The sequence below is a fragment of the Pseudolysinimonas kribbensis genome (assembly GCF_030161895.1).
Classification (GTDB): domain Bacteria; phylum Actinomycetota; class Actinomycetes; order Actinomycetales; family Microbacteriaceae; genus Pseudolysinimonas; species Pseudolysinimonas kribbensis.
The window spans coordinates 214,159-235,846 of sequence record NZ_BSVB01000001.1; the positions used below are offsets into that span (position 1 = coordinate 214,159).

The window sequence follows — 21,688 nt, forward strand, 5'->3', positions numbered from 1 at the left end:
GCACGGCGGGTGCCGCGGGCCTCCGGCGGATCGGCCGATTCCTGCACGGACGGCTGGGATTCGACCTGCTCCGCGCGCTCGTCAACCGTCGCGCGTTGTCCCGGGCCGATGCGGTCTACTGCCATACCGAGGTCGAGTACCTCGCGGTCGCAGCCGTCCTGCCCCGGCACGGCGGCCCGATCCTCGCCGGGCAGACGATCTGGATCTTCCATCGCTTCGCATCCCTCCCGGTTCTGCGCCGACGACTGGTACGCCGTCTGATCCGTCGCGTCGACCTCCTGATCGCCAACGCCGAGCCGAACGTCGAGCTCGGCAGGGCGATCGCGCCGGCGGCCGTCCACCGCTACCTGCCGTTCGGAATCTCCCGGGCGTTCGCCTCGGACGACCGCCGGCCCGGCAGCCCGCAGGTGCTCGGGGTGGGCAACGACGCCGCGCGGGACTGGGACGTCTTCGCACACGCCGTCGAAGATGCCGGTGTCGTCGACGTCCGCGTCGCGAGCAAGGCGCCGGTGCACGTGCGCGGCACCGACGTCGCGGTGGCCACGTCCGGGCTGGCCGAGCTGCGCGAGCTCTACGCGACCTCGGCCCTGGTGCTGCTCGCGGCCCGGGAGAACGCGCACGCCAGCGGGATCACCACCCTCCTCGAGGCGGCCGCGGCGGGGACCCCGGTGGTCGCGACACGCACCGGCGGGCTCGACGCCTACTTCACGGACGACGAGGTCGCCTTCGTCGAGCCCGGCTCCCGCGACGCGTTGAGCGCAGCCGTTCGCCGCGACCTGGCCGACCCGGCAGCGCGAGAACGGCGGGGACGTGCCGCCCGGGAGGCGATGGATCGCTCTGCGCTCTGGAACGACTGCTACTGGCGGCGGGTCGTCGACGAGCTCTCGGGGCTTCCGCTCGGGTCGCGGCCCTGACACCCGATCTGGTGTCATCGGCATCCCGCCACGGATCCCCACCGGGCCTACACTGAACGCGGACGATCCGGCGGGATCGGCCGTAGGGGAAATCCGATGAGCCGGTCGAAGGCGGCCCGCGCCCGCGCGATGGCCTACCGCGCCCTGGCCTACCGCGCCTGGTTCGTCGCCCCGGCCGAGGCAGAGGTGCCGGACATCGCGATCATCACCGACGCGCGCCTGCAGGAGCGCGAGCACCGCCGCCAGTTGCGGCGGGCCCAGTTCGGGTTGTTCGATTCACCGACGCCACGCGTCGCATCGACCGCGGTCTGAGCGCGTCTGCCGGGCGGCATCGGCGGTCTTCGGTAACCTGCCGACATGTCGTGCATCCGCTTCAACACCCCGGCGCAGCGCGCGCAGCTGGCCGCGCTCGCCCCGTCGATGCTGACGCCCGAAGAGGTCGCGGCGCAGCATCCGGCTCCCCGGTGACCGACTCGAAGATCCGCCGCCTGCGGGCGCTCGCCTCCGACGCGAACCCGAAGATCCGGGCCAGCGCCGCCTCCAGCTATCACCTGCCGGATGACGTCGCCGCGACGCTCGCGCACGACCCCGACGCCGAGGTGCGTGGCTGGCTGGCGCGCAACGAGACCGTGTCGTGCGATCTGCTGCGCGAGCTCGCGCACGACGAGACGGAGGCGGTGCGCGCGTTCGTCGCGATCAACTACTACGCACCCGAGGACGCGATGAGCGAGCTCGCCGACGACCCGTCCGCGACTGTGCGCCGGCTCGTCGCCTGGAAGGCGTCGCTGCGCGACACCGTCTCGGCCTAGATCCGCTCCCGCAGCTCGGGCCAGCTGGCTCCGAACCCCGGATGCAGCGGCAGCCGCGCGACCTCGTCCATCGGCACCCAGCGCAGTTCGGCGCTCTCGGCGTCGCCGACGAACGGCTCGAAGAGCTCGCGGGCGTGGGCGAGCACCGTCGTGTACGACCAGTAGCCGACGTCGAAGATCGAGCTGCCGAGCACGTGGACGAGTTCCGGCGGTACGCCTGCCTCCTCGTCGGCCTCGCGCACGGCCGCCTGTTGCGGCGTCTCGCCCGCCTTGCGTGCCCCGCCCGGGATGCCCCACGTGCCGCCGAGGTGGCTCCACTCGGCGCGCAGCTGCAGCAGCACGCCGGCATCCGGATGCCGCAGCAGCAGTCCCGCCGCGCCGTACAGCCCCCAGAAGCGGCCGTGCGCACCCTCGACCCAGACGTCCTCCGGCCCCCGTGGCCGACGCTGCGTCGGATCGTGCTGGGCGCGCGCCATGAGATTCAGCCTAGGTGTGCAGGGCTGGTGCTCGACGTCGGAGCATGTGCCTAGGGTCGGGAGCATGGCATCCGGCATCGTCCCTCCCTACCTGCTCACCCGGCTGGCGCAGGCCGGCCAGCCGCACCTGCAGGAGGCGGCGCTCGCGGCCCGCCGCACGCTCGACCACGACGACGATCGCCGTGCGGCGCGCCTGTCGCTGAGCGTCGAGGGCGGCTCGCTCGTCGCGGAGCTCAGTGCCGGCCCCGAACGCACCATCTCCGATGCGAAGCACACCGACACGCTCCCGGGCACGACGGTGCGCGCCGAGGGGATCCCGCCGTCGACGACGTCGCCGTGAACGAGGCCTACGACGGGCTCGGAGCGACCTTCGAGCTCTACGCCGACGTCTACGACCGCAACTCGATCGACGGGCGCGGCCTGCCGCTGGACGGCAGCGTGCACTATGAGAAGGACTACGACAACGCGTTCTGGAACGGCGAGCGGATGGTGTTCGGCGACGGCGACGGACAGGTGTTCGGCCGGTTCACCGTCTCGGTCGACGTCATCGGTCACGAGCTGACCCACGGCGTGACGCAGTACACGGCCGGGCTCGTCTACAAGGACCAGGCGGGCGCGCTCAACGAGTCGATCTCCGACGTCTTCGGCTCGCTCGTGCTGCAGTACTCGCACAAGCAGACGGCGGCCCAGGCGACCTGGCTGATCGGGCAGGGGTTGTTCACGGCGCGGGTGAAGGGCGTGGCGCTGCGGTCGATGAAGGCGCCGGGGACGGCGTACGACGATCCGGTGCTCGGCAAGGATCCGCAGCCGGCGACCATGGCGGGCTACGTCGAGACGGAGGACGACGACGGCGGGGTGCACACCAACTCGGGGATCCCGAACCACGCGTTCTACCTCGTGGCCACCGGAATCGGCGGATACGCCTGGGAGAAGGCGGGGCGGATCTGGTACGACACCCTGCTGGCGGGCATGAAGCCGACGACCGACTTCGCCGGATTCGCCGCCCTCACCCTCGCCGCCGCGACCAAGCGCTACGGTGAGGGATCGGCCGAGGCCGACGCGGTCCGCGCCGGCTGGTCGGGAGTGGGAGTGGCGATCGATGGCGGCGGCGCGAGCTGAGCTGAGCATCGTGGTCGTCCGCTCGGGCGGGTTCACGGGCATCAGCCGGCGCTGGGCGATCGAGCGGCCCGATCCCGACGACGACTGGGTCGCGCTGGTCGAGGCGTGCCCCTGGGGTCAGGTCGCCGCGGATCGCGAGAGCCGCGACCGCTTCACCTGGCGGATCGAGGCCCGCGTGGCGCGACGCCACCACCGCGCGTCCGTGCCGGACCGCGAGCTCACGGGGCCCTGGCGCGAGCTCGTGGACCGGGTGCAGCGCGACGGGTCCAGCGATGTCTGACGCGCGCGTGGACTCCTGGTTGTGGGCCGTGCGGCTCGTGAAGACCCGCTCGGCGGCGACCACGCTGTGCAAGGCCGGTCACGTGCGCATCAACGGCGACCGGGCGAAGCCGGCCCAGCACGTCTCCCCCGGCGACGAGGTCCGCTTCGCCGTGGAGGGCGGGTCACCGCGCGTGGTCGTCGTGCGGGATGCCGCCCTGCAGAAGCGCGTCGGCGCGCCGATCGCGCAGGCGGCCTACGAGGACCACAGCCCCCGCCCCCGCCGCCCGAGGAGCGGCTGTTCCTCGGGGTGCGCGACCGCGGCGCGGGACGCCCGACGAAGCGCGACCGCCGCGACATCGAGCGGCTGCTGGGTCGGGACTAGGCCGCGGCCGCCTCGCCCAGCCCCGCTTCGATCGCGGCGACGACCGCCGGGTCGTCGGGCTTGGTGCTCGGACGGAAGCGCGTGATCTCGCCACCCGGGGTGATGACGAACTTCTCGAAGTTCCACTGGATCCGGCCCGCCTTGCCGTCGGCCGCCTCCACCTGGGTGAGCTCGGCGTAGAGCGGGTGCTTGTGGCGGCCGTTGACCCGGATCTTGTCCATGAGCGGGAAGGTCACCCCGTAGGTGGTGGAGCAGAACTCCTTGATCTCGTCGGTCGAGCCCGGCTCCTGGCCGAGGAACTGGTTGCACGGGAACCCGAGCACCGTGAACCCGCGCGCCTCGTAGTCCTTCTGCAGCTGCTCCAGCTGCTCGTACTGCGGGGTCAGCCCGCACTTCGACGCGACGTTGACGACGAGCACGACCTTGTCGGCGTAGTCGCCGAGCGTCGTGCTCCCCCGTCGATGGTCGTGAGCCGGATGTCCCTGATCGCCTCGACGTTCCCCATGATTTTGCATGCTAAGCCCGGCGACCGCCGCGGCGCTGGACGTAGCCTGAGGCCATGACCACCGAGTTCGTGCACGACGAGAGGGCGCACCGCTACACGATGCTCGTGGGCGGCGAACCGGTCAGCTTCCTCGAGTACCAGGACCACGGCTCCTCGCTCGTGTTCCACCACACCGTCACGATCCCGAAGTTCCGCGGCAGGGGCTTCGCCGCGAAGCTCGTCGAGCACGCCGTGAACGACGTGCAGGCCGCGGGCCGCGGTCCGATCACCCCGACCTGCTGGTTCGTCGCCGAGTGGTTCGACCGGCATCCGGAGCGCGCGGGGCTGCTCGCCGCGCGCTAACCCAGCTCGATCGCCAGCTCGCGCGCCCGGAGGATCGCGGCCTCGAGCGATGCCACCGCCTCGTCCCGCCGATCGGCGAGCACCTCGAGGTCGGGCGCGAGCGTGAGCTGGGCCACGATGCGATGCGGCGTCATCCCCATCGAGGCGCCGAAGACGACCTCGAGCGCGGCGGTGCCGTGGTCCCAGTCCGCCGGATTGTCGGCCGGGCCGTACGCGGCGCCGCGGCTCGACACCAGCACGACGGGTCGGCCGCGCAGCGGAAGCTCGCCGGGGGCGAACCCGGCCGTGACGCCCGGCACGTGCACGTGGTCCACCCAGGCCTTGAGCGTCGACGGCATCGAGTAGTTGTACATGGGCACGGCGATCAGGAGCACGTCGGCGGCGAGCAGCTCGCCGATGTAGCGCCGCTGTCCGGCCTCCCACCCCGCGGGGCGCTCCCCGGCATCTCGCCTGCCGGCCAATGCAGGGCCGACGACGGCAGATGCGGCGGCGGGTCGGCGTGCAGGTCGCGGGCGACGAGGTGGTGGTCGGGCCCCAGGGCCGACCACGCCTCCGTGAAGGCCGCGGTGACGGCGCGGGAGCGGGAGCGGTCGCCGCTCGCGGAGGAATCGAGGCGCAGGAGGGTGGGCATCGTGTCAACGGTAGTGCTGGACTGGACCCGTGGATTCCGCTCCCGCCTATCGCGCCGCCGACATCCGCGCCGCGGAGCGGCCGCTGCTCGACGCGGGCGTGCCCCTCATGGCCCGGGCCGCCGCCGGGCTGGCGACGGAGTTGCGCCGGCTCGCAGGACCCCTCCTCGTGCTGGCCGGCTCCGGCAACAACGGCGGCGACGCGCTGTTCGCGGCCGCATCGCTCGTCGCCGAAGGGCGCACGACGCGCATCGTCGTCCTCGGCGATCGCGTCCACACCGCCGGGCTGGATGCGGCCCTCGCCGCGGGTGCCACCCGGCATGACCCGGTGGAGGCGCTCGGGCTCGCGCACGGCGCAGTCGTCGTCGACGGCATCCTCGGCACCGGCAGCGCCGGGTGCCCCGCGCTGCGCGGGTCCGCCCGCGACGTCGTGGAGGCGCTGCGCCCGCTCGCCCCGACCGTGGTCGCCGTCGACCTGCCGAGCGGCGTCGACCCGGACACGGGCGACGTGCCCGACCCGGCCGTGCTGCGCGCCGCCGTGACCGTGACGTTCGGGGCGCTGAAGCCGGGGCTTCTGCGCGAGCCCGGTGCCGGGTACGCGGGACGCGTCGTGCTCGTCGACATCGGGCTCGACCTGTCGCGGTTCACGCCCGCTTCATGAGACAGGGGTGAGGCGGAAGATGCGCAGCACGCGCCCCGACGCCCGCTCGTAGCCGCGATATCCGGGCCAGTGCTCCTCGAGCTCGCGCCACACGGCCTCGCGCTCGTCGTCGCCGATCGGCACGGCGTGCACCGGGATCCGCCGGCCGAGCACGCTCACGGCGGCATCCGGATTCCTCAGGAGGTTGGCCGTCCAGGCGGGGTGCGAGCCGCGCGCGAAGTTGCTGCCGGTGACCAGCATCCGGCCGTCGGGCTCCGGGCAGTACATGAGGGTCGTGTCGCGCTCCTGCCCGCTCTTCGCACCGATGGTGTGCAGTACGAGGAGGGCAGCAGCAGGCCGCTGAGCGGCACCCGGCCGCCGGTGAGCCGCGTCATCATCCGCTCGAGCGGCGGCATGATGGCCGGGCCGACGCGGCGGAAGAGACGCGTGCGGGAGAACCAGGCGACGGGGCGGCGGAAGATGCGGGGCAGCACGGCACGATTCTGCCCCGGGCGGGCCGCTCCGATCACGTGGTCGGAGGGCCCGCCCGGGCGGATCCGGCCTCGGTTACGCCGTCGGCGGCACCGGATCGGTCTCGACCGACTCCGCGCCCTCGAGCAGCGCCGGGGCCGCCGCGAGCGCCTTCGGCCGGGTCACGGCGAGCACGATCGTGTACACGACGCCGGCCGCGATGAGGCCGAGCGACCACAGCGGCAGCCAGTCGAAGGCGCCGCCCTGACCGGGCCGGAGGTTGCCCCAGATCGGGATGGCGAGCACCGCCACGCCGATCACCGGAACCACCAGCCAGAGGAAGGGGTTCTTCCGGATGCCGCGCGCCCGGAACCGGAAGAACTGCACGAACAGCGCCACATTGGTGACGGTGTACATGATGACGACGCCGAAGATGCCGAAGGTCGAGAGGAATCCGACCGTCGTTCCCGGGTCGGTCACGATCGTCGACAGCACCCCGATCAGGATGCTGGGCGCGACGAACGCGATGGCGGCGGCCCACGGGGTCTTGAACCGTGCGCTGGACTTCGCCAGGGGACGCGGCCAGATGCCGCCGCGCGCTCCGGCGAACAGCACGCGGGACGTCTGGGTGTTCGCGGCGATGTACGAGCTCGTGACGCTGACCAGGAAGATGGCCGCGAGGAACGGCACCATGAACGCACCGCCCACGTGCAGGAAGAGCGCGCCGGCGGTCGCGAACGGGTTGCCGTCCTTCGCGAGCCTGGATCCGTCATTGCCGAAGGCCGCGACGACCGCCCACGAGCCCAGTACGTAGATCAGCCCGCTGATGAGCACCGAGCCGACGAGCGCGATGGGCACGTTCCGGCGCGGATTGGAGGTCTCCTCGGCGAGCGGGGCGGACGCCTCGAAGCCGCCGAAGGCGACCACCGCGAGGCTGAACGACAGGAAGATGTTCGACGCCTCCGTGCCGGTCGGCCAGGCGAACGCCGCGCCGCTGATCCCGTGCGTGCCCCCTGGAAGAGGACGGACAGGCTGATGACCAGCAGCACCACGATCTCGATGAGGTACAGCACGATCGTCACCCGCACGCCGAACTGGAGGCCCAGGATCACCGGGATGACCACGATCGCGCCGTAGACGATCGTCGTGATGATCGTCAGCCCCACGTGCGGCCCGGTCACTCCGAACACGTTCGTGACGATGTAGTCGCCGACGAAGATGTAGATGCCCGAGAAGGTGATGATGTAGCCGAGCACGGTGATCACACCGGTCGCCGTGCCGACGGCCGCCCCGAAGGTGCGGCTGATGTAGGTCACGAACGACCCCGAGCTCGGGTAGACGCTCGAGAACTGGGCCAGGCTCAGGCCGGTGGCGAGGAACCCCACGGTCGAGATCAGGAAGACCAGCGGCACCGAGGCCCCCGCCAGGGAGGCGATGACGCCGGTCGTGAAGAACAGGTTGAAGGCGGGCGCGATCTGCGCCAGGCCCGGCAGCATGACACCGAGCAGGCCCAGCTTCTTGCGCGGCGCCAGTGTCTCGCCCGCAGGGACGGTTGCGGTCATTCGTGGTTTCCGTTCTCGAGCAGGAATCCGACGAACTCGGAGTTGAAATCGTCGGGGTGCTCCCAGATGCAGCCGTGGCCGCCTGGGGTGGTGCGGAAGGTCGCGCCGGGGATCAGCTCGGCGAGCTCGCGGGAGAGCCGGGTGGGGATGAGGATGTCCTCCTCGCCCGCGAGCACCAGGGTGGGGATCTTCGCGAGCTCACCGAGTCGGGCGCTCTCGTCGAAGTTCTGGATCACGGCCAGCTGTGCCAGGTAGGCCGGCACCGGCTGGTCCATGTAGCGCATGGCGGTCTCGAACTCCGCGAGCTCGTCGCCGCGCTCGCGGAAGAAGTCGAGGGTGAACGCCCAGAGCGTCACGTCGCGCATGACCTGCGGCACGCCCATCACGCTGGCCGTGTCGGCCCACATCGCGAACATCCGGGAGCAGAAGGGTCCGGGCGCGGCGTAGGTGCAGGCGAGGGTGAGACTGCGGAGTTCGGCGCCGTAGGAGAGCGCATAGCTCTGGGCGATCATCCCGCCCATCGAGACGCCCATGAGGTGGTACGACCCGAGGCCGAGGTTCTCGACGACCGCGTGCGCGTCGTCGGCCAGCTGCTCGGCGCTGTACGGGCCGGCCGGCTTTGACGTGCGCCCGATGCCGCGGTTGTCGATCGTGACCACCCGGAATCCCTTCTCGAGCAGCGCGGGGTCTGGTACGCCCAGGTCTCGAGCTCGTCGGCGAGGCCGTTGATGAGCACGACGGTCTCGGCGCCGTCGCCCTCGACCTCGTACCGGATGTCGATGTCGTTGGCGTGGAGGAAGGGCATGGGGATCTCCTAGCTCTCGGAGTGGGTTCGGTGGTGCAGTTCGCGGAGGGTGTCGGTGGTGAGCAGCGCGTGAACGGCCATGAGGCGGGCCGCGTCTTCGCCGCGCCCCTCGATCACGGCCTGGGCGATGTCGGCATGCTGGGTGACGGCCTTGGCCCGGACATCGGGGTTGTAGGGCTCGGCCTCGAACCCGAGGCTGACCTCGTGCCGCAGTCGGAGGCTGAGCTCGGCCAGCTGCGGATTGCCGGCGGCCGCCGCGACGGCTCGGTGGAAGGTGAGGTCGGCGAGCCGCGACGCCTCGCGGTCGCCCTCGGCATCGACGTACGCCTGGACTCCCGCCCGGATCCGCTCCACGTCCTGGGGTGTGCGGCGCTCGGCGGCGGTGCGGGCGATCTGCTGGTCGATGAGCGAGCGGAAATCGAGTGTGACCTCCAGCTGCGCCCACTCCGGCTCCAGCGCACGCCGGACCATCGAATCGGAGGCCGGACCCCACTGCGACACGACGGTGGCGCCGCCGTTGCGACCCCGCGTGATCTTGAGGTAGCCGAGCGCCGAGAGTCGGGTCAGCGCCTCCCGCACGGTGGTCGGGCTCACCTCGAGCATCCCGGCGAGCTCTGCGATCGACGGGAGCTTCTGCCCCACGATGAAGTGGCCCAGAGCGATCGCCGTCACGAACCGGTCGGCGATACGGGCGGCCGCGGTCTCCGCGACGAAGGGGCGCAGGGCGCCGCCCGCGGCATCCTGGCTCACCGCGCTCGCGCGGCTCATGCCGCGTACCAGTCGCGCAGGACGCGCGCGACGACCCGCGCGCAGTCGGCGATGCTCGCGATCTCGACCGCCTCGTCGGTGCCGTGCATGTTGCGGGTTCGCGGGCCGTAGGCGGCGGCCGGCACGCCGAAGCGGTTCACGTAGAACCGGGCGTCGGTCGTGGAGCCCATGCTCACGAGCGCCGGTGCGGCGCCATGCACCTCGCGGTGCGCCGCCTCGATCGCGCGGACGATAGGGGTGTCCGGATCCTGCGCGTAGCCCTCGGCGCGGAACCCGTTCAGGCGGAACACGGGCGGGTGCTCGGCGAGCCACGGATCGGCCGCGGTCGCCGTCAGCACCGCCTCCCGCACGCGGTCGAAGGCGTCGTCGCTCGTCCATGCTCGCGGATACCCGACCCGCACCCCCAGGCGCGCCACCGGCGGCACGCTCGAAATCCAGTCCCCGGCGGCCACGGTGCCGACGCTGACGTTGTACGGGTGGGCGATGGGGGCGAAGGCCGGGTCGGGGTCCTGCGCATGCGCCGCGTCGAGTTCGCGCTCGAACCCCTGCAAGGCGTCGATCACGCGCTGGATGCCGAGGATCGGATTGACCGCGCCGCCGGCCGCCTCGACGTGCGCCGCCCGACCGGCGATCTCGATCTCGATCCAGATGATGCCGATGCCGGCCAGCAGCACGTCCAGCTCCGTGGGTTCGAGCAGGATCGCGGCCTCGGCGAGCACGCCCGCGCGCGCCGCCGCGAGGGTGCCGTTGCCGGTGTACTCCTCCTCGATGGCGGCGACCCAGGAGAGACGCCCGTCGCCCAGCCAGCCCGGCTCCGCCTGGTCGAGCGCCCAGAGCGCGAGCAGACCCGCGGCGAAGCCGCCCTTCATGTCGGCGGCACCCCGGCCGCGAAGCCAGCCATCGACGACGCGGGGCGCGAACGGCGGCGAGCTCCAGGGACCGCTCTCGTCCGCCGGCACCACGTCGATGTGACCGTTGATGAGCAGGCTGCGGCCTCCCCGACGCCGCGATGACCGATCACGTCGTACCGTCCCGCGTACGAGGCGCTCGGAACCCCGGCCAGCGGATCCTCGCCGATGGACTCCGGGATCGCGAGGCGCTCGACCGCGAACCCGATGGCCTCGAGCTCCGAGGCGAGTACCTCCTCGGCGCCCTGCTCCTGCCCGACCGTGCTCGGCTCCGCGACCAGCCGCTGGAGCACCTCGAGCGCGCGCGGGAGCAGCTCGTCCACCGTGGCGTCCAGGGAGGAGCGGGACATCGGCGCCTTTCCGTTAAACAAACATTCTTTGTTTGTTTTCCCAGACGGTAGCGGTTCGCGACCCCGAGGGGAAGAGGCAAAACCCCACCGTCCTCCTCGCGGGAACATACGAACGCATCGTTTGGTTGACTCATCCCGTGAAGAAGATCGGATTCCTCTCGTTCGGGCACTGGTCGAACTCCCCGGTTCGCTGACCCGCAACGCCTCCGACGTGCTCCTGCAGTCGATCGACCTCGCGGTCGCGGCCGAGGAGGTCGGCGCCGACGGCGCGTACTTCCGGGTGCACCACTACGCGAACCAGCTCGCGAGCCCGTTCCCCCTGCTCGCCGCCGCCGGAGCCAAGACCAGTCGCATCGAGCTCGGCACGGGCGTCATCGACATGCGCTACGAGAACCCGCTGTACATGGCCGAGGACGCCGGCGCCGCCGACCTCATCGCCGGAGGCCGGCTCCAGCTCGGCGTGAGCCGCGGGTCACCGGAGCAGGTCGTCGACGGGTACCGCTACTTCGGGTACGAGGCCCCGGAGGGCTCGACGATGGCCGACGTGGCGCGCAACAACACCGGCGTGTTCCTGCAGGTGATCGACGGCGCCCGGTTCGCGGAGCCGAACCCGCGCCCGATGTTCCCCAACCCGCACCCGGGGCCGCTCGGCATCCAGCCGCAGTCCCCCGGGCTGCGCGACCGCATCTGGTGGGGCGCCGGCTCCGACTCGACGGCCGTCTGGGCGGCCGAGCAGGGCATGAACCTCATGAGCTCCACGCTCAAGGAGGACGAGAGCGGCGAGCCGCTGCACGTGCAGCAGCGCAAGCAGATCGAGAAGTTCCAGGCGGCATGGGCCGAGGCGGTCCACGAGCGCACCCCGCGCACCTCGGTGAGCCGGTCGATCTTCACCATCACCTCCGACCGCGACCGCGCCTACTTCGGCGGCGGCAGCCGCGAGGGCGACGACACGTTCGGCGTCATCGACGACTACCGCGCCGTCTTCGGTCGCACCTACGCGGCCGAGCCCGACGCGCTCGTCGAGCAGCTCCGCGAAGACGAGGCGATCGCCGCGGCCGACACGCTGCTGCTCACCGTGCCCAACCAGCTGGGCGTGGACTACGTCGCAGGTCAGTTGCAGTCGATCATCACCGACGTGGCGCCCGCGCTCGGCTGGCGCTGAGCCCGCCGGGCGGCGCGCCTCACGCGCCGTCGTGGAGGGTCACCTGGTAGCCGTCCGGGTCGGCGAAGGTGAAGGTGCGTCCGAACGGTCCGTCGATCGGCGCCGCGACGATCGCGACGCCGTCGGCGACCATCGCGTCGTGGATGCCCTGCGCATCCGTGGCGCGCAGCCACACGGCGACGCCGATCCCGGGCTGCGGCACGGATGCCAGGTCCGTGCCCGGCACGAGGTCGCGCAGCGCGAACGCGATGGGCGAGGTCTCGAAGACGACGGCGTGCGGGGGCCGGCCGGCGATCGGACGAGACCGAGATGGCGCTCGTAGAACGCCTGGGAGGCGGCGAGGTCGCGCACCTGGAGGGAGATGAAGTCGGGGCCGATGGCGGTCATGGTGCTCCTTGTCGTGTCAGAAGGCTGACATGCTGACTCTATGTCAGACTCCTGACATGAACGCATACGGCGGCGTCGATCTCGACACGTCCCTGGGGTATCTGCTGAAACAGGCGTCGAGCGCGCTCCGCTCCGCGATGGAGGCGGCGCTGCGTCCGCTCGGGATGAGCGTGACGCACTACTCGTGTCTCGAGCTGCTCGCCCAACGCCCCGGGCTGTCCAACTCGGAACTCGCCCGAGGGGCGTTCGTGACCCGGCAGTCGATGAACGTCCTTCTCCGGGCCCTCGAGAAGGACGGCGACGTGACCCGACCCGCCCAGGCCGCCGTCGGCAAGGTGCTTCCCGCGCACCTCACGCCGCGCGGCCGACGCCGGCTCGAAACGGCGTCCGTCGCGGTCCGCGGGGTCGAACTCCGCATGCTCCGCGGCCTGACACCCGCGATGCAGTCCCAGGCATCCGGGATCCTGCGCACCATGGTCCGCTCGCTGAGCGAGGAGGACTGACGCCTACTGCACCGACGAGAAGGCCGCCGGCTTCCAGAACTCGTTCCTGATGTCCTGCACGATCTTCTCGGGCGTCTCGCTGGCGGCGCGCGCGGCGTTCCACTCCGGGTCGGCCTGGAACGCGCCCCACTTCTGCTCGCGCTCGGCCATCGACTCCCACTGCAGCAGGTAGTGCAGCACCTGGTTCGACTGGCCGATCTCGGTCGTCCAGAATCCGGCCTGCCGGATGCCGTACTTCTCCCAGAACCCGAGAGTCACGTTCTCGAAGCGGCTGAGGAGGGCGGGCAGTCGGCCCGGGAAGCAGGTGTAGGCGCGGTACTCGTAGATCACGTGTCCATCCTGGCCGAATCCGGCAGCCCCGCCGCGCGGGCGGGCTCGGCGTAGGCGCGGGCGAGGCTCGCGATCGTGTCGTGGGCGTTGAGACCACTGGGATTGGGCACGACCCAGAGCTCCGCGTCCCCGAGCCGCTCGGGCTGACGGCCGGTGGTCGCCTTGGGGCGGCCGAAGGCGATGCGGTAGGCGGTGATGCCGACGATCGCGACGACGCGAGGATGCCAGCGGGCGACGTCGTCGGCCAGCCGGACCGCGCCCTCGCACAGTTCGTCGGGCGACAGCTCGTCCGCGCGCGCCGTGGCTCGCTTCACGAGATTGCTGATCCCGATGCCGGCGGCGACGAACCAGGCGCGATCGGCGTCATCGAAGCCCCGCGCGAAGTCGGGCTGCCGGGGCAGGATGCCCGCCTCGAACAGCGCGGGGTAGAAGCGGTTGCCGGGGTGCGCAAACGGCGTGCCGGTCGCGGCGGTCCAGAGCCCGGGGTTGATGCCGACGAACAGCAGCCGGATGCCGGGCCCGACCAGATCGGGGATCGAGGCGCCGCGGAATCCCTCCAGCTCCGCTCGCGTGAACACCTCAGGCCTCGGGGGCGGCAGCATCGGCGGGCGCCGATGCGGCGCCGAGATCGATCGCGAGTGTCGACGCGAGCCATCCGCCGCCGAGCGCGAGGAGCGCCGCCCACGGGCCCCACCGTCGCTTGCCGACGACGGCGTCGACCGAGACCGGGCCGGGACCGTCGGAGACGATCGCGAGCAGCGCGGCGATGAGGGTGAGGTTGAACTCGTACCCGCCCTTGCCGTTGAAGAACCCGTTCTTGCCGTGCACCTTGCGGATCGCCGTGACCATGGTCGCGATGAGCCCGCCGGCCGCGACCGGGGTCGCCGCGCCGAGCGCGATCGCGGCACCGCCGAGGGTCTCGGTCCCGGCCACGAGCAGCGCGTTCGCCGTCGCGGGGTGCATGTTCGAGGCGCGCATGGCGTTCTTGGTGCCGTCGATGCCGCTCCCGCCGAATGCGCCGACCAGCTTCTGCACTCCGTGCGCGGTGAATACCGCGCCGACCACGAGCCGGAGGGCGAGCCTGCCGATCATGGAGTGTCCTTTCGGATGGGTGATGCATCCAGGTCCCTCGCCGGGGCGCGATGTCGGGCAGCGCGAGGAGGACACCGAGCGCGGCTCCCACGAGCATCGCGAGCCCGTGGGCATCGTTGAGCGCCACGAGCACGACGGCGATCACCAGCTGCACCGCGCCGATCACCCGCACCGGGGCGACCGGCCGGGTCAGCGCCGTGTGCGCCGTCAGCGCCACCATGAGCCCATCCGACGCGAACGAGCTGCCGCCGCCGCGACTCGTCCAGGTCAGCGCGATGAGATTGAGCACCAGCGAGGTCGCGAGGAACGCGACGAGCGTGCGAGCTCGGCCCCAGCTCCACTCGCCGACCAGCACCACGGCGCCGACGATGACGAGGTTGAACGCCGCGGCGACGAGGCCGCCGTCCTGCGCGAGCAGCGCCGTGACCGGACGCCACCACTCGGCGTGAGCGAGGGTCGCGGTCGGGTCGCGTTCCAGTGCACGGCCGAGACCCGGGATCGCGTACTGCAGGAGCGAGGGAGCCCCCACCACGATCACCGCGGCGATCGCGAGCCACGGACGAGGTCGCGGGCGCCGAGCGGTCCGCAGCAGCTGCACCGCGACGAATCCGAAGAGGGCGAGCAGCACCAGATCGGCCGCGATCGACCAGGGTGCCGTACCGGAGGTGTCCATGTCAGGCCGATCCGCTCCACGCCGCCGGCACGATCGCCCACAGCACCTCGCTGCGGTCGCCGCTGCGGTTGATCCAGGTGTGCGGCTCGCGGCCGGCGAGCGTGACGGTGTCGCCCGCTGCGAGCTCGATCTCCTGCTGCGGGAACAGCAGCGTGATCCCGCCGCTCAGCACGTGCAGCACCTCGACCTCGCACGTGATCGTGTAGAAGTCGTCGCCGCCGCTCGCGCCGGGCTCCAGCTCGGAGCGCAGCAGCTGGATGCCGGCCTCCGACCGCGGCGTGAGCAGCCGCTCGAGCAGGTGGCTGCCGCCGAAGTTCACCCGCGGGGCGTCCTCGAGGCGGATCAGCTCGTGCTCCGGCGGCTCGAACAGCGACCCGATCGGCAACGACAGCACCTGGCAGATCGTCACGAGCGTGGCGACGCTGGGCGAGGTCTCGTCGCGCTCGATGCGGCTGATGAAGCCCTTGGTGAGCCCCGTCGCCTGGGCGACCTGCGCCATCGTCAGCCCTTGTGCGAGCCGGGTGGAGCGCAGTTTGGGTCCGATCGAGAGCGGTTCCGTCTGCGGCGACGGATTCACGGCTCTCATGAGGGCGAGTCTAAGACGGCGGCCGCGAGCGTTTTCGACAACTCCGGTTGCCCGCCAGGCAACCGGCGAGTATCGTGCCGCGGGTCACCCCGACGAAGGAGAACGCGTGCCGATCGGTCCCCGGGATTCCAGCCGGACGCCCCGCTATGCGGGGATCGCGACCTTCGCGCTGCTCCCCCGCCTCGAGGAGGTGGAGCACGCCGACATCGCGGTCGTGGGGGTGCCGTTCGACAGCGGCGTGAGCTACCGCCCCGGAGCCCGGTTCGGCCCGTCGCACGTGCGCGAGTCGTCGCGACTGCTGCGGCCGTACAACCCGGTGCAGGACATCCTGCCCTTCGACCGCGTGCAGGTCGCCGACGCGGGCGACATCGCCGTCAACCCGTTCAGCATCGACGACGCCGTGCGCGAGATCGAGGAGCGCGCCGACGAGCTCACCGCCGGCGGCACGCGGCTGCTGACCATCGGCGGCGACCACACGATCGCCCTGCCGCTGCTGCGCAGCGTCGCCAAGAGGCACGGGCCCGTCGCGGTCGTGCACTTCGACGCCCACCTCGACACCTGGGACACCTACTTCGACGCACCCGTCACCCACGGCACCCCGTTCCGCCGCGCGTCCGAGGAGGGGCTCATCGACCTGACCGCGAGCCTGCACGTGGGCATCCGGGGTCCGCTCTACGACCGTGACGACCTCGCCGACGACGCGCGGCTCGGCTTCGCGATCATCGCCTCGCACGAGGTGGAGCGCGCCGGGATGCCGGCGGCCCTCGAGCGCATGCACGCGCGGCTCGGCGACCGCCCGGTCTACGTCTCCGTCGACATCGACGTGCTCGACCCGGCGCACGCCCCCGGCACGGGCACGCCCGAGGCGGGCGGGCTGACCAGCCGCGAGCTGCTCGAGTTCCTGCGCGGGCTCCGCCGGCACCGGATCGTCGGCGCCGACATCGTCGAGGTCGCGCCGGCCTACGACCACGCGCAGCTGACCGGCATCGCGGCGTCCCACGTCGGCTACGAGATCCTCACCTCGATGGTGCCGCCCGCCTGAGGCCCCGACCCCATGACGACGACGTCTCCCGACCCCGAGCCCGGCATGCTCCGCCGGCTCGCGGGTGAGGTGCGGAGCGGGCGGACCGGGGCGCGCGACCTCGTCGAGCGCGCGCTGGAGCGGATCGCGCGGCACCGCGACCTCACCGCGGTGATCGCCGAGCGGGCGGACGCGGCGCGCGCCGACGCGGACGCGGTGGATGCCGCGGTCGCGCACGGCGACGATCCGGGACCGCTCGCCGGACTCCCGGTGCTCGCGAAGGACAACGACGACGTGCGCGGCCTGCGCACCACCCACGGTTCGCGCTGGTTCGCGGACGCCCCGCCCGCCGAGCGCGACGGGCTCGCGGTCGGCCGGCTGCGGGCCGCCGGGTCGATCGTCGTCGGCAAGACGAACGTGCCCGAGTTCTGCATCGAGGGCTTCACCGACAACCTGGTCTTCGGGGCGACCCGCAACCCGTGGAACCCCCAGCGCTCCCCCGGTGGATCGAGCGGCGGGTCGGCCGCGGCGCTCGCCGCGGGCCTCGCGCCGATCGCGACCGGCACCGACGGCGGCGGCTCGGTACGCATCCCGGCCGCCTTCTGCGGTCTCGTGGGCTACAAGCCGACCAACGGCGTGATCGGCCGGCGAACCGCGCCGGACTGGATCGACTTCTCGACCGACGGGTTCATGGCGACCGGGGTCGACGACCTGCGCAGCCTGCTCGGCGTGGTCGCGGGCCCGGTCGCGGGCGACCCGACGGCCCTGCCGGGGCCGCTGCCGGCATCCGGCATGCCGACCCGGCTCGTCGTCGCCGAGCGCACCGACGAGCTCGGGCCGCTGCCGGCGGACGTCGCGGAGGCGTTCCACGGAGCGGCCGAGCGGCTCGCCGCCGTGCTCGGGGTGGGCGCGGCGAGCGTCGAGCATCGCGAACCCGGGTGGTTCTTCCCCGGCTGGAGTCCCGACGAGGACTGGTTCGTCATCGCGTCGGCCGAGCACGCCTCCGTGTTCGGGCGGGAACGGATCGAGCGGGATGCCGCCACGCTGCATCCGAGCGCCCGCGAGTTCCTGCAGGACGGCCTCGCCGTCGACGCCGACGCCTACCTCGCTGCGCGCCGCCGCCGGTTCGCCGCCGTCGCCCGCCTCGACGAGGTCCTGGGCGACGACGCCGTGCTCGTGACCCCCACGGTCGCCGCCGCCGGGTGGTCGCTCGACGGCAGGCTCGGCGATGGGCCGACCGGGCTGCTCGGTGCGGAGGTGTACTCCACCGCGATCCAGAACGTCACGGGGCTGCCCGCCGTCTCGCTGCCGGCCGGCGCCCTGCCCGACGGGATGCCGTTCGGCCTTCAGGTGACCGCCCCGCGCTGGCACGACCTCGGGCTGCTCGCGCTCGCTGCCCGCTGGGAGGCGGCCCATCCGTGGCCGCGGACCGCGCCCGGCTACGCGGAGTTCGGATGAGCGGGACGGAGTTCGGATGAACGGCGAGGCGCGCGCAACCGTGCAGGTCGATGACGGCGGCATCCGCGTCACCCGCTACGAGCTGGGGCCCGGCGACCGGGTCGCGTGGCACCGCCACGAGCACGACTACCTCGTCGTGCCGATCACCGACGGCACGTTCGAGGTCGTCACCGCCGACGGACGCTCGGCGCAGCGCGCGACGGCGGGCGAGCCGTACCGGCGCGGGGCCGGCGCCGAGCACGAGCTCGTCAACGGCGAGCAGCCGTACACCTTCATCGAGATCGAGTTCGTTTCATCCGCATCCACCGCATCCGCACCAACCCACCCGAGGAGCAGCTGATGTCCACTCCCACCCCCACCGGCACCGTCGCCGGGCCCACGATCGAGAGGCACTCGATCGACTACGTGCCGTGGTCGGAGCGCCGCGGCAAGCTCTGGCACCAGGCGCCGTTCTGGTTCACGGGCAACTTCGTGCTGCCGACCATGGTGATCGGGTTCCTCGGGCCGGAGCTCGGGCTGTCGGCCGGCTTCTCGTTCCTGGCGATCGTGCTCGGCGCCTGCTTCGGCACCTTCTTCATGGCCTTCCACGCCAACCAGGGCCCGCGCATGGGTCTGCCGCAGATGATCCAGTCGCGCGCGCAGTTCGGCAGCCGCGGCGTGATCGTGCCGTTCCTCGCGACGGTGTTCGTCTACATCGGCTTCATGGTGTTCGACGTCATCATCGCCAACGCCGGCATCGACACCGTGCTGCCCGGCGCGGGGATCAAGTGGATCTGGTACCCGCTGCTCACGGCCGTGTCGATCGTCATCGCCGTCGTCGGGCACGACCTCCTGCACTTCGTGCAGCGCTGGCTCACCTATCTGCTCGTCATCGGGTTCGCGATCGTGACCGTGCTCGCGTTCACGACGCTGCCGGCGCCGACGGGCGCGCACGCCGGGCACTGGGACGTCGTGGCGTTCTTCATCCAGTTCTCGCTCGCGGCCGGCTACAACATCAGCTACGCGGTCTACGTCTCCGACTACTCCCGCTACCTGCCGCCGAAGTCGTCGGCGCCGAAGCTCATCTTCTACACCTACCTCGGTGCGGCAGGATCGGCGGTCTGGCTCATGGGGCTCGGGTCGCTGCTCGCGAGCCGCATCCCGAAGGTCGACGAGATCGGGTCGATCAAGGCGGTCGGTGACAATCTGTTCCCGGGCTTCGGCACGATCGTCATCGTCATCTCGGTGCTGGCGCTCATCTCGATCATGGGCGTCAACGCGTACGGCGCGATGCTCACGAGCGTGAGCGGCATCGACGCGTTCAAGAAGATCAAGGCGACGCAGAAGCCGCGCGTGATCGGGCTGATCGTCGTCGGCATCCTGGTCGTGATCATCGCGCTGCTGATCCCGGATGCCTTCCAGGCCAGCTTCAACAACTTCGTGCTGCTGATGCTCTACTTCCTCGTGCCGTGGACCGCCGTGAACCTCGTCGACTTCTACTTCGTGCGGCACGGCAAGTACGCGATCACCGAGATCTTCAACCCGAAGGGCATCTACCGCCGGTGGTCGTGGCGCGGGCTGGTCGCCTACGGCGTCGGGTTCGTGGTCATGATCCCGTTCTTCTCGCTGCCGGGGCTGTTCGTCGGGCCGATCGCGAACCTGCTCGGCACCGCGGATTTCTCGTTCGCCGTCGGGCTCGTGGTGGCGGGCGGGCTGTACTTCCTGTTCTCACGCGGACTCGACCGCCAGGCCGAGGCGGCGGCGCGCCAGCGCAGCCAGCGGGAGCTCGAGGGAGTCGACGCCGACTGAGCGCACGACGCCGCTCGCCCCTTCCGAAATGCAGGAGTCGCGCGCCCCGGCGCGCCCCGTCGTCGCGCCCTGGCCGCACGCGGCCTCGGCCGATCCTGCATTTCGGAAGGAGGCGGAAGGGCGGCGCGGGCCCCGGGTATCCGGTTGCGTCCGGGCGCGCGTCGAGGATGACGCCGGAATTGCAACGTCGGCGCGATATGCGGCGTGATCAACCGATCCCGGCGTCATCCTCGACGCGCCCCGCACGAGCCGGCGGCGCACGATGCGTCGTCACGGCACCACCTGACCTAACCGGATACGCGCGAGCGCAGGTATCCGGCGTCGGATGCCGGCGCTAGCCTCCCGCCATGACCGACGAGATCCGGGTGGTCCCCGCGAACGAGGCGAGCGTCGCCGACGTGGATGCGATCTTCGGCTCGCGCGGCTGGCCCGCGCGCTGCTCGTGCCAGTGGTTCAAGGTGCGCGCCAAGGACTGGGACGACGCCGCGCACGCCGACGAGTACCGAGACCGCCTGCACGAACAGACCTCGTGCGGCGACTCCTCGGCGCTGACGACGAGCGGACTGGTCGCCTACCTCGGCGACGAGGCCGTGGGGTGGTGCGCCGTCGAGCCCCGCACGGCCTATGTGCGGATCGCCGCATCCCGGATGCCGTGGGCCGGCCGCGACGAGGACAAGGCCGACGAGGGCGTCTGGGCCGTCACCTGCTTCGTGACCCGCACCGGATACCGTCGCCGCGGCGTCATGTCGGCCCTCGCGGCGGCCACCGTCGACTACGCCCGCGCCCGCGGGGCGCGTGCGATCGAGGGCTACCCGCTCGAGGACGAGCCGGGCCGCACCTACTCCTGGGGCGAGCTCTACGTCGGCAGCCGCGGGGTCTTCGCGGCGGCGGGCTTCACCGAGGCGTCGCATTCGACGCCGCGGCGGGTCGTCATGCGCCGGGAGCTCTGAGCGCGCGGCTCAGTGCAGCGAGGCGATGTAGCTCGAGAACGAGGCGTTGTCCGCTGCGCCGGTGTAGTACCTGCCGTTGATCAAGATCGTCGGCGTGTAGAAGCCGCCGTCCCGCGGATTCCTGAGGGTGGGATCCTGCCCCGCCGCCTGCGTCTGCGCCGCCACGAACTTCCGGAAGCGCTCCCCTGGATGCACCGATCGACCGCGGGATCGTTCAGGCCGGCCTGGTGCACCACCGCGACGAGCCGATCATTCGTGAGACCGGCCGTGCTCTCCTCGGGTTGCTCCGCGTACATCTCGTGCATGACGTCGTAGAACCTGTCCGGTGCGAGGTCGGCGACGCACGCGCCCACGTTGTTCGCCCGGCTCGAATAGCGTGAGGTCTGGTAATGCGTGTCGAGGATCGCGATCGGATGCACCTCGAGCGTCGCCCTGCCGTCCGCGACGAGCTTCTTCAGGTAGCCCGAGTTCGCCGCCTCGAACGCCTTGCACCCCGGGCACGAGAAGTCGATGTAGGTGACGATCCTCGGCACGCGGTCGGCGTTCGACGTGGCGACGGGTTCGGGGCGCTGCCCCTTCCTGAGGCCGGCCGTCTTGACGACCGTGAACCTGCCGCCCTCGCCGGTGAACTGGATCCCGCCGGTGATCATGTTCGCCGGGCCCGCGGAGGTCGATGGCGCCGGCCGGTTCGACGCGACGGCGACGGCGACGGCGACGCCCGTCCCCGCACCCACCAGCACGACCACCACGATGATCGGGACGAGGATCCTGAGAAGGCGGCGTCGACGCTCTGCACG

At 71.7% G+C, this 21,688-nt stretch carries 29 protein-coding genes and 4 pseudogenes; 16 read left to right on the forward strand and 17 right to left on the reverse strand.

Going from position 1 to position 21,688, the window contains the following annotated elements:
* Positions 1-95 precede the first annotated feature (95 nt).
* The 3 genes from QQK35_RS01185 (at position 96) to QQK35_RS01195 (ending at position 1,723) form a co-directional block, all read left to right on the forward strand.
* Positions 96-914, forward strand: coding sequence for a glycosyltransferase family protein (locus QQK35_RS01185; RefSeq protein WP_284252237.1), 819 nt, complete (start codon positions 96-98; stop codon positions 912-914).
* Positions 915-1,010: 96 nt separating this feature from the next.
* Positions 1,011-1,226: a hypothetical protein gene (locus QQK35_RS01190; RefSeq protein WP_284252240.1), complete on the forward strand. Its 216-nt coding sequence runs from the start codon at positions 1,011-1,013 to the stop codon at positions 1,224-1,226.
* Between the two features lie 152 nt (positions 1,227-1,378).
* A complete protein-coding gene (locus QQK35_RS01195) occupies positions 1,379-1,723 on the forward strand; it encodes a hypothetical protein (protein ID WP_284252241.1) in 345 nt (114 codons plus the stop codon).
* On the opposite strand, the gene QQK35_RS01200 is transcribed toward QQK35_RS01195, so the two are convergent.
* On the reverse strand, positions 1,720-2,199 hold the full coding sequence (locus QQK35_RS01200; RefSeq protein ID WP_284252243.1) for an NUDIX hydrolase: 480 nt from the start codon (positions 2,197-2,199) through the stop codon (positions 1,720-1,722). The genes QQK35_RS01195 and QQK35_RS01200 overlap by 4 nt on opposite strands.
* Before the next feature lie 64 nt (positions 2,200-2,263).
* Between QQK35_RS01200 and QQK35_RS01205 the strand changes: the two are divergent.
* The 3 genes and pseudogenes from QQK35_RS01205 (at position 2,264) to QQK35_RS01215 (ending at position 3,961) form a co-directional block, all read left to right on the forward strand.
* Positions 2,264-3,318, forward strand: a pseudogene (locus QQK35_RS01205) (M4 family metallopeptidase).
* Between the two features lie 10 nt (positions 3,319-3,328).
* Entirely contained in the window at positions 3,329-3,598 is a 270-nt protein-coding gene (locus QQK35_RS01210) for a protealysin inhibitor emfourin (RefSeq protein ID WP_284252245.1), read from the forward strand.
* Positions 3,591-3,961, forward strand: a pseudogene (locus QQK35_RS01215) (RNA-binding S4 domain-containing protein). The gene QQK35_RS01210 and the pseudogene QQK35_RS01215 overlap by 8 nt, the downstream one beginning before the upstream one ends.
* On the opposite strand, the gene QQK35_RS01220 reads toward QQK35_RS01215, so the two are convergent.
* Positions 3,958-4,476 (reverse strand): glutathione peroxidase, encoded by a 519-nt coding sequence (locus QQK35_RS01220; protein ID WP_348534860.1) that lies wholly within the window; start codon positions 4,474-4,476, stop codon positions 3,958-3,960. The pseudogene QQK35_RS01215 and the gene QQK35_RS01220 sit on opposite strands and share 4 nt — an antisense overlap.
* 44 nt (positions 4,477-4,520) lie before the next feature.
* Between QQK35_RS01220 and QQK35_RS01225 the strand changes: the two genes are divergently transcribed.
* On the forward strand, positions 4,521-4,808 hold the full coding sequence (locus tag QQK35_RS01225; RefSeq protein ID WP_284252247.1) for a GNAT family N-acetyltransferase: 288 nt from the start codon (positions 4,521-4,523) through the stop codon (positions 4,806-4,808).
* Here the strand turns inward: QQK35_RS01225 and QQK35_RS01230 are convergent.
* Both QQK35_RS01230 and QQK35_RS01235 read right to left on the reverse strand, forming a co-directional pair.
* Positions 4,805-5,182: an NAD(P)H-dependent oxidoreductase gene (locus tag QQK35_RS01230; RefSeq protein ID WP_284252249.1), complete on the reverse strand. Its 378-nt coding sequence runs from the start codon at positions 5,180-5,182 to the stop codon at positions 4,805-4,807. The genes QQK35_RS01225 and QQK35_RS01230 overlap by 4 nt on opposite strands.
* Positions 5,173-5,439, reverse strand: coding sequence for an NAD(P)H-dependent oxidoreductase (locus QQK35_RS01235; RefSeq protein WP_284252251.1), 267 nt, complete (start codon positions 5,437-5,439; stop codon positions 5,173-5,175). The genes QQK35_RS01230 and QQK35_RS01235 overlap by 10 nt, the downstream gene beginning before the upstream one ends.
* A 29-nt stretch (positions 5,440-5,468) precedes the next feature.
* Here QQK35_RS01235 and QQK35_RS01240 point away from each other — a divergent pair, with 29 nt between their 5' ends.
* Positions 5,469-6,098 (forward strand): NAD(P)H-hydrate epimerase, encoded by a 630-nt coding sequence (locus QQK35_RS01240; protein WP_284252253.1) that lies wholly within the window; start codon positions 5,469-5,471, stop codon positions 6,096-6,098.
* Here the strand turns inward: QQK35_RS01240 and QQK35_RS01245 are convergent.
* From QQK35_RS01245 to QQK35_RS01275, 7 genes are all read right to left on the reverse strand, one after another.
* A complete protein-coding gene (locus QQK35_RS01245; RefSeq protein ID WP_348534988.1) occupies positions 6,093-6,539 on the reverse strand; it encodes a nitroreductase family deazaflavin-dependent oxidoreductase in 447 nt (148 codons plus the stop codon). The two genes, QQK35_RS01240 and QQK35_RS01245, sit on opposite strands and share 6 nt — an antisense overlap.
* A 105-nt stretch (positions 6,540-6,644) precedes the next feature.
* The gene (locus QQK35_RS01250) at positions 6,645-7,475 is read right to left on the reverse strand and encodes an APC family permease (protein ID WP_284252256.1); all 831 of its coding nucleotides are present in this window, start codon (positions 7,473-7,475) and stop codon (positions 6,645-6,647) included.
* On the reverse strand, positions 7,364-8,110 hold the full coding sequence (locus QQK35_RS01255; protein WP_284252258.1) for an amino acid permease: 747 nt from the start codon (positions 8,108-8,110) through the stop codon (positions 7,364-7,366). Before QQK35_RS01255 ends, QQK35_RS01250 begins: the two co-directional genes overlap by 112 nt.
* Positions 8,107-8,811 carry an alpha/beta fold hydrolase gene (locus QQK35_RS01260; protein WP_284255566.1) on the reverse strand — a complete coding sequence of 235 codons (705 nt, stop codon included), beginning with the start codon at positions 8,809-8,811 and terminating at the stop codon, positions 8,107-8,109. Before QQK35_RS01260 ends, QQK35_RS01255 begins: the two co-directional genes overlap by 4 nt.
* 113 nt (positions 8,812-8,924) lie before the next feature.
* A complete protein-coding gene (locus QQK35_RS01265; RefSeq protein ID WP_284252260.1) occupies positions 8,925-9,683 on the reverse strand; it encodes a FadR/GntR family transcriptional regulator in 759 nt (252 codons plus the stop codon).
* Positions 9,680-10,645, reverse strand: a complete 966-nt coding sequence (locus tag QQK35_RS01270) for a M20/M25/M40 family metallo-hydrolase (protein WP_348534861.1) — start codon at positions 10,643-10,645, stop codon at positions 9,680-9,682. The genes QQK35_RS01265 and QQK35_RS01270 overlap by 4 nt, the downstream gene beginning before the upstream one ends.
* Entirely contained in the window at positions 10,549-10,941 is a 393-nt protein-coding gene (locus tag QQK35_RS01275) for a hypothetical protein (protein ID WP_284252263.1), read from the reverse strand. Before QQK35_RS01275 ends, QQK35_RS01270 begins: the two co-directional genes overlap by 97 nt.
* Before the next feature lie 137 nt (positions 10,942-11,078).
* On the opposite strand from QQK35_RS01275, the pseudogene QQK35_RS01280 reads away from it, so the two are divergent.
* Positions 11,079-12,103: pseudogene (locus tag QQK35_RS01280) on the forward strand (LLM class flavin-dependent oxidoreductase).
* A gap of 19 nt (positions 12,104-12,122) precedes the next feature.
* Here QQK35_RS01280 and QQK35_RS01285 read toward each other — a convergent pair.
* Positions 12,123-12,490, reverse strand: a pseudogene (locus QQK35_RS01285) (VOC family protein).
* A gap of 56 nt (positions 12,491-12,546) precedes the next feature.
* Here QQK35_RS01285 and QQK35_RS01290 point away from each other — a divergent pair.
* Positions 12,547-12,993: a MarR family winged helix-turn-helix transcriptional regulator gene (locus tag QQK35_RS01290; RefSeq protein ID WP_284252266.1), complete on the forward strand. Its 447-nt coding sequence runs from the start codon at positions 12,547-12,549 to the stop codon at positions 12,991-12,993.
* Positions 12,994-12,996: 3 nt separating this feature from the next.
* Here QQK35_RS01290 and QQK35_RS01295 read toward each other — a convergent pair whose 3' ends face one another.
* From QQK35_RS01295 to QQK35_RS01305, 3 genes are read right to left on the reverse strand one after another with little or no spacing between them, the layout of a single operon-like run.
* Positions 12,997-13,323, reverse strand: coding sequence for an NIPSNAP family protein (locus tag QQK35_RS01295; RefSeq protein WP_284252268.1), 327 nt, complete (start codon positions 13,321-13,323; stop codon positions 12,997-12,999).
* Complete coding sequence (locus QQK35_RS01300; RefSeq protein WP_284252271.1) at positions 13,320-13,925, reverse strand: mismatch-specific DNA-glycosylase; 606 nt, start codon at positions 13,923-13,925, stop codon at positions 13,320-13,322. The genes QQK35_RS01295 and QQK35_RS01300 overlap by 4 nt, the downstream gene beginning before the upstream one ends.
* Positions 13,903-14,415, reverse strand: a complete 513-nt coding sequence (locus tag QQK35_RS01305; protein WP_284252273.1) for a DoxX family protein — start codon at positions 14,413-14,415, stop codon at positions 13,903-13,905. The genes QQK35_RS01300 and QQK35_RS01305 overlap by 23 nt, the downstream gene beginning before the upstream one ends.
* 50 nt (positions 14,416-14,465) lie before the next feature.
* Between QQK35_RS01305 and QQK35_RS01310 the strand changes: the two genes are divergently transcribed.
* Positions 14,466-14,864, forward strand: coding sequence for a hypothetical protein (locus QQK35_RS01310; RefSeq protein ID WP_284252275.1), 399 nt, complete (start codon positions 14,466-14,468; stop codon positions 14,862-14,864).
* A gap of 225 nt (positions 14,865-15,089) precedes the next feature.
* Here QQK35_RS01310 and QQK35_RS01315 read toward each other — a convergent pair whose 3' ends face one another.
* Positions 15,090-15,674 carry a helix-turn-helix domain-containing protein gene (locus QQK35_RS01315; protein ID WP_284252277.1) on the reverse strand — a complete coding sequence of 195 codons (585 nt, stop codon included), beginning with the start codon at positions 15,672-15,674 and terminating at the stop codon, positions 15,090-15,092.
* Between the two features lie 106 nt (positions 15,675-15,780).
* On the opposite strand from QQK35_RS01315, the gene speB reads away from it, so the two are divergent.
* The 5 genes from speB (at position 15,781) to QQK35_RS01340 (ending at position 20,891) form a co-directional block, all read left to right on the forward strand.
* The gene (gene speB, locus QQK35_RS01320) at positions 15,781-16,716 is read left to right on the forward strand and encodes an agmatinase (RefSeq protein WP_284252279.1); all 936 of its coding nucleotides are present in this window, start codon (positions 15,781-15,783) and stop codon (positions 16,714-16,716) included.
* Between the two features lie 12 nt (positions 16,717-16,728).
* Entirely contained in the window at positions 16,729-18,153 is a 1,425-nt protein-coding gene (locus QQK35_RS01325; RefSeq protein WP_284252281.1) for an amidase, read from the forward strand.
* A 16-nt stretch (positions 18,154-18,169) separates the two neighbouring features.
* Positions 18,170-18,493 carry a cupin domain-containing protein gene (locus QQK35_RS01330; RefSeq protein WP_284252283.1) on the forward strand — a complete coding sequence of 108 codons (324 nt, stop codon included), beginning with the start codon at positions 18,170-18,172 and terminating at the stop codon, positions 18,491-18,493.
* The gene (locus QQK35_RS01335; RefSeq protein ID WP_284252285.1) at positions 18,493-19,941 is read left to right on the forward strand and encodes a purine-cytosine permease family protein; all 1,449 of its coding nucleotides are present in this window, start codon (positions 18,493-18,495) and stop codon (positions 19,939-19,941) included. Before QQK35_RS01330 ends, QQK35_RS01335 begins: the two co-directional genes overlap by 1 nt.
* 347 nt (positions 19,942-20,288) lie before the next feature.
* On the forward strand, positions 20,289-20,891 hold the full coding sequence (locus QQK35_RS01340) for a GNAT family N-acetyltransferase (protein WP_284252287.1): 603 nt from the start codon (positions 20,289-20,291) through the stop codon (positions 20,889-20,891).
* 80 nt (positions 20,892-20,971) lie between these two features.
* On the opposite strand, the gene QQK35_RS01345 is transcribed toward QQK35_RS01340, so the two are convergent.
* Entirely contained in the window at positions 20,972-21,640 is a 669-nt protein-coding gene (locus QQK35_RS01345) for a DsbA family protein (protein ID WP_284252289.1), read from the reverse strand.
* Positions 21,641-21,688 lie beyond the last annotated feature (48 nt).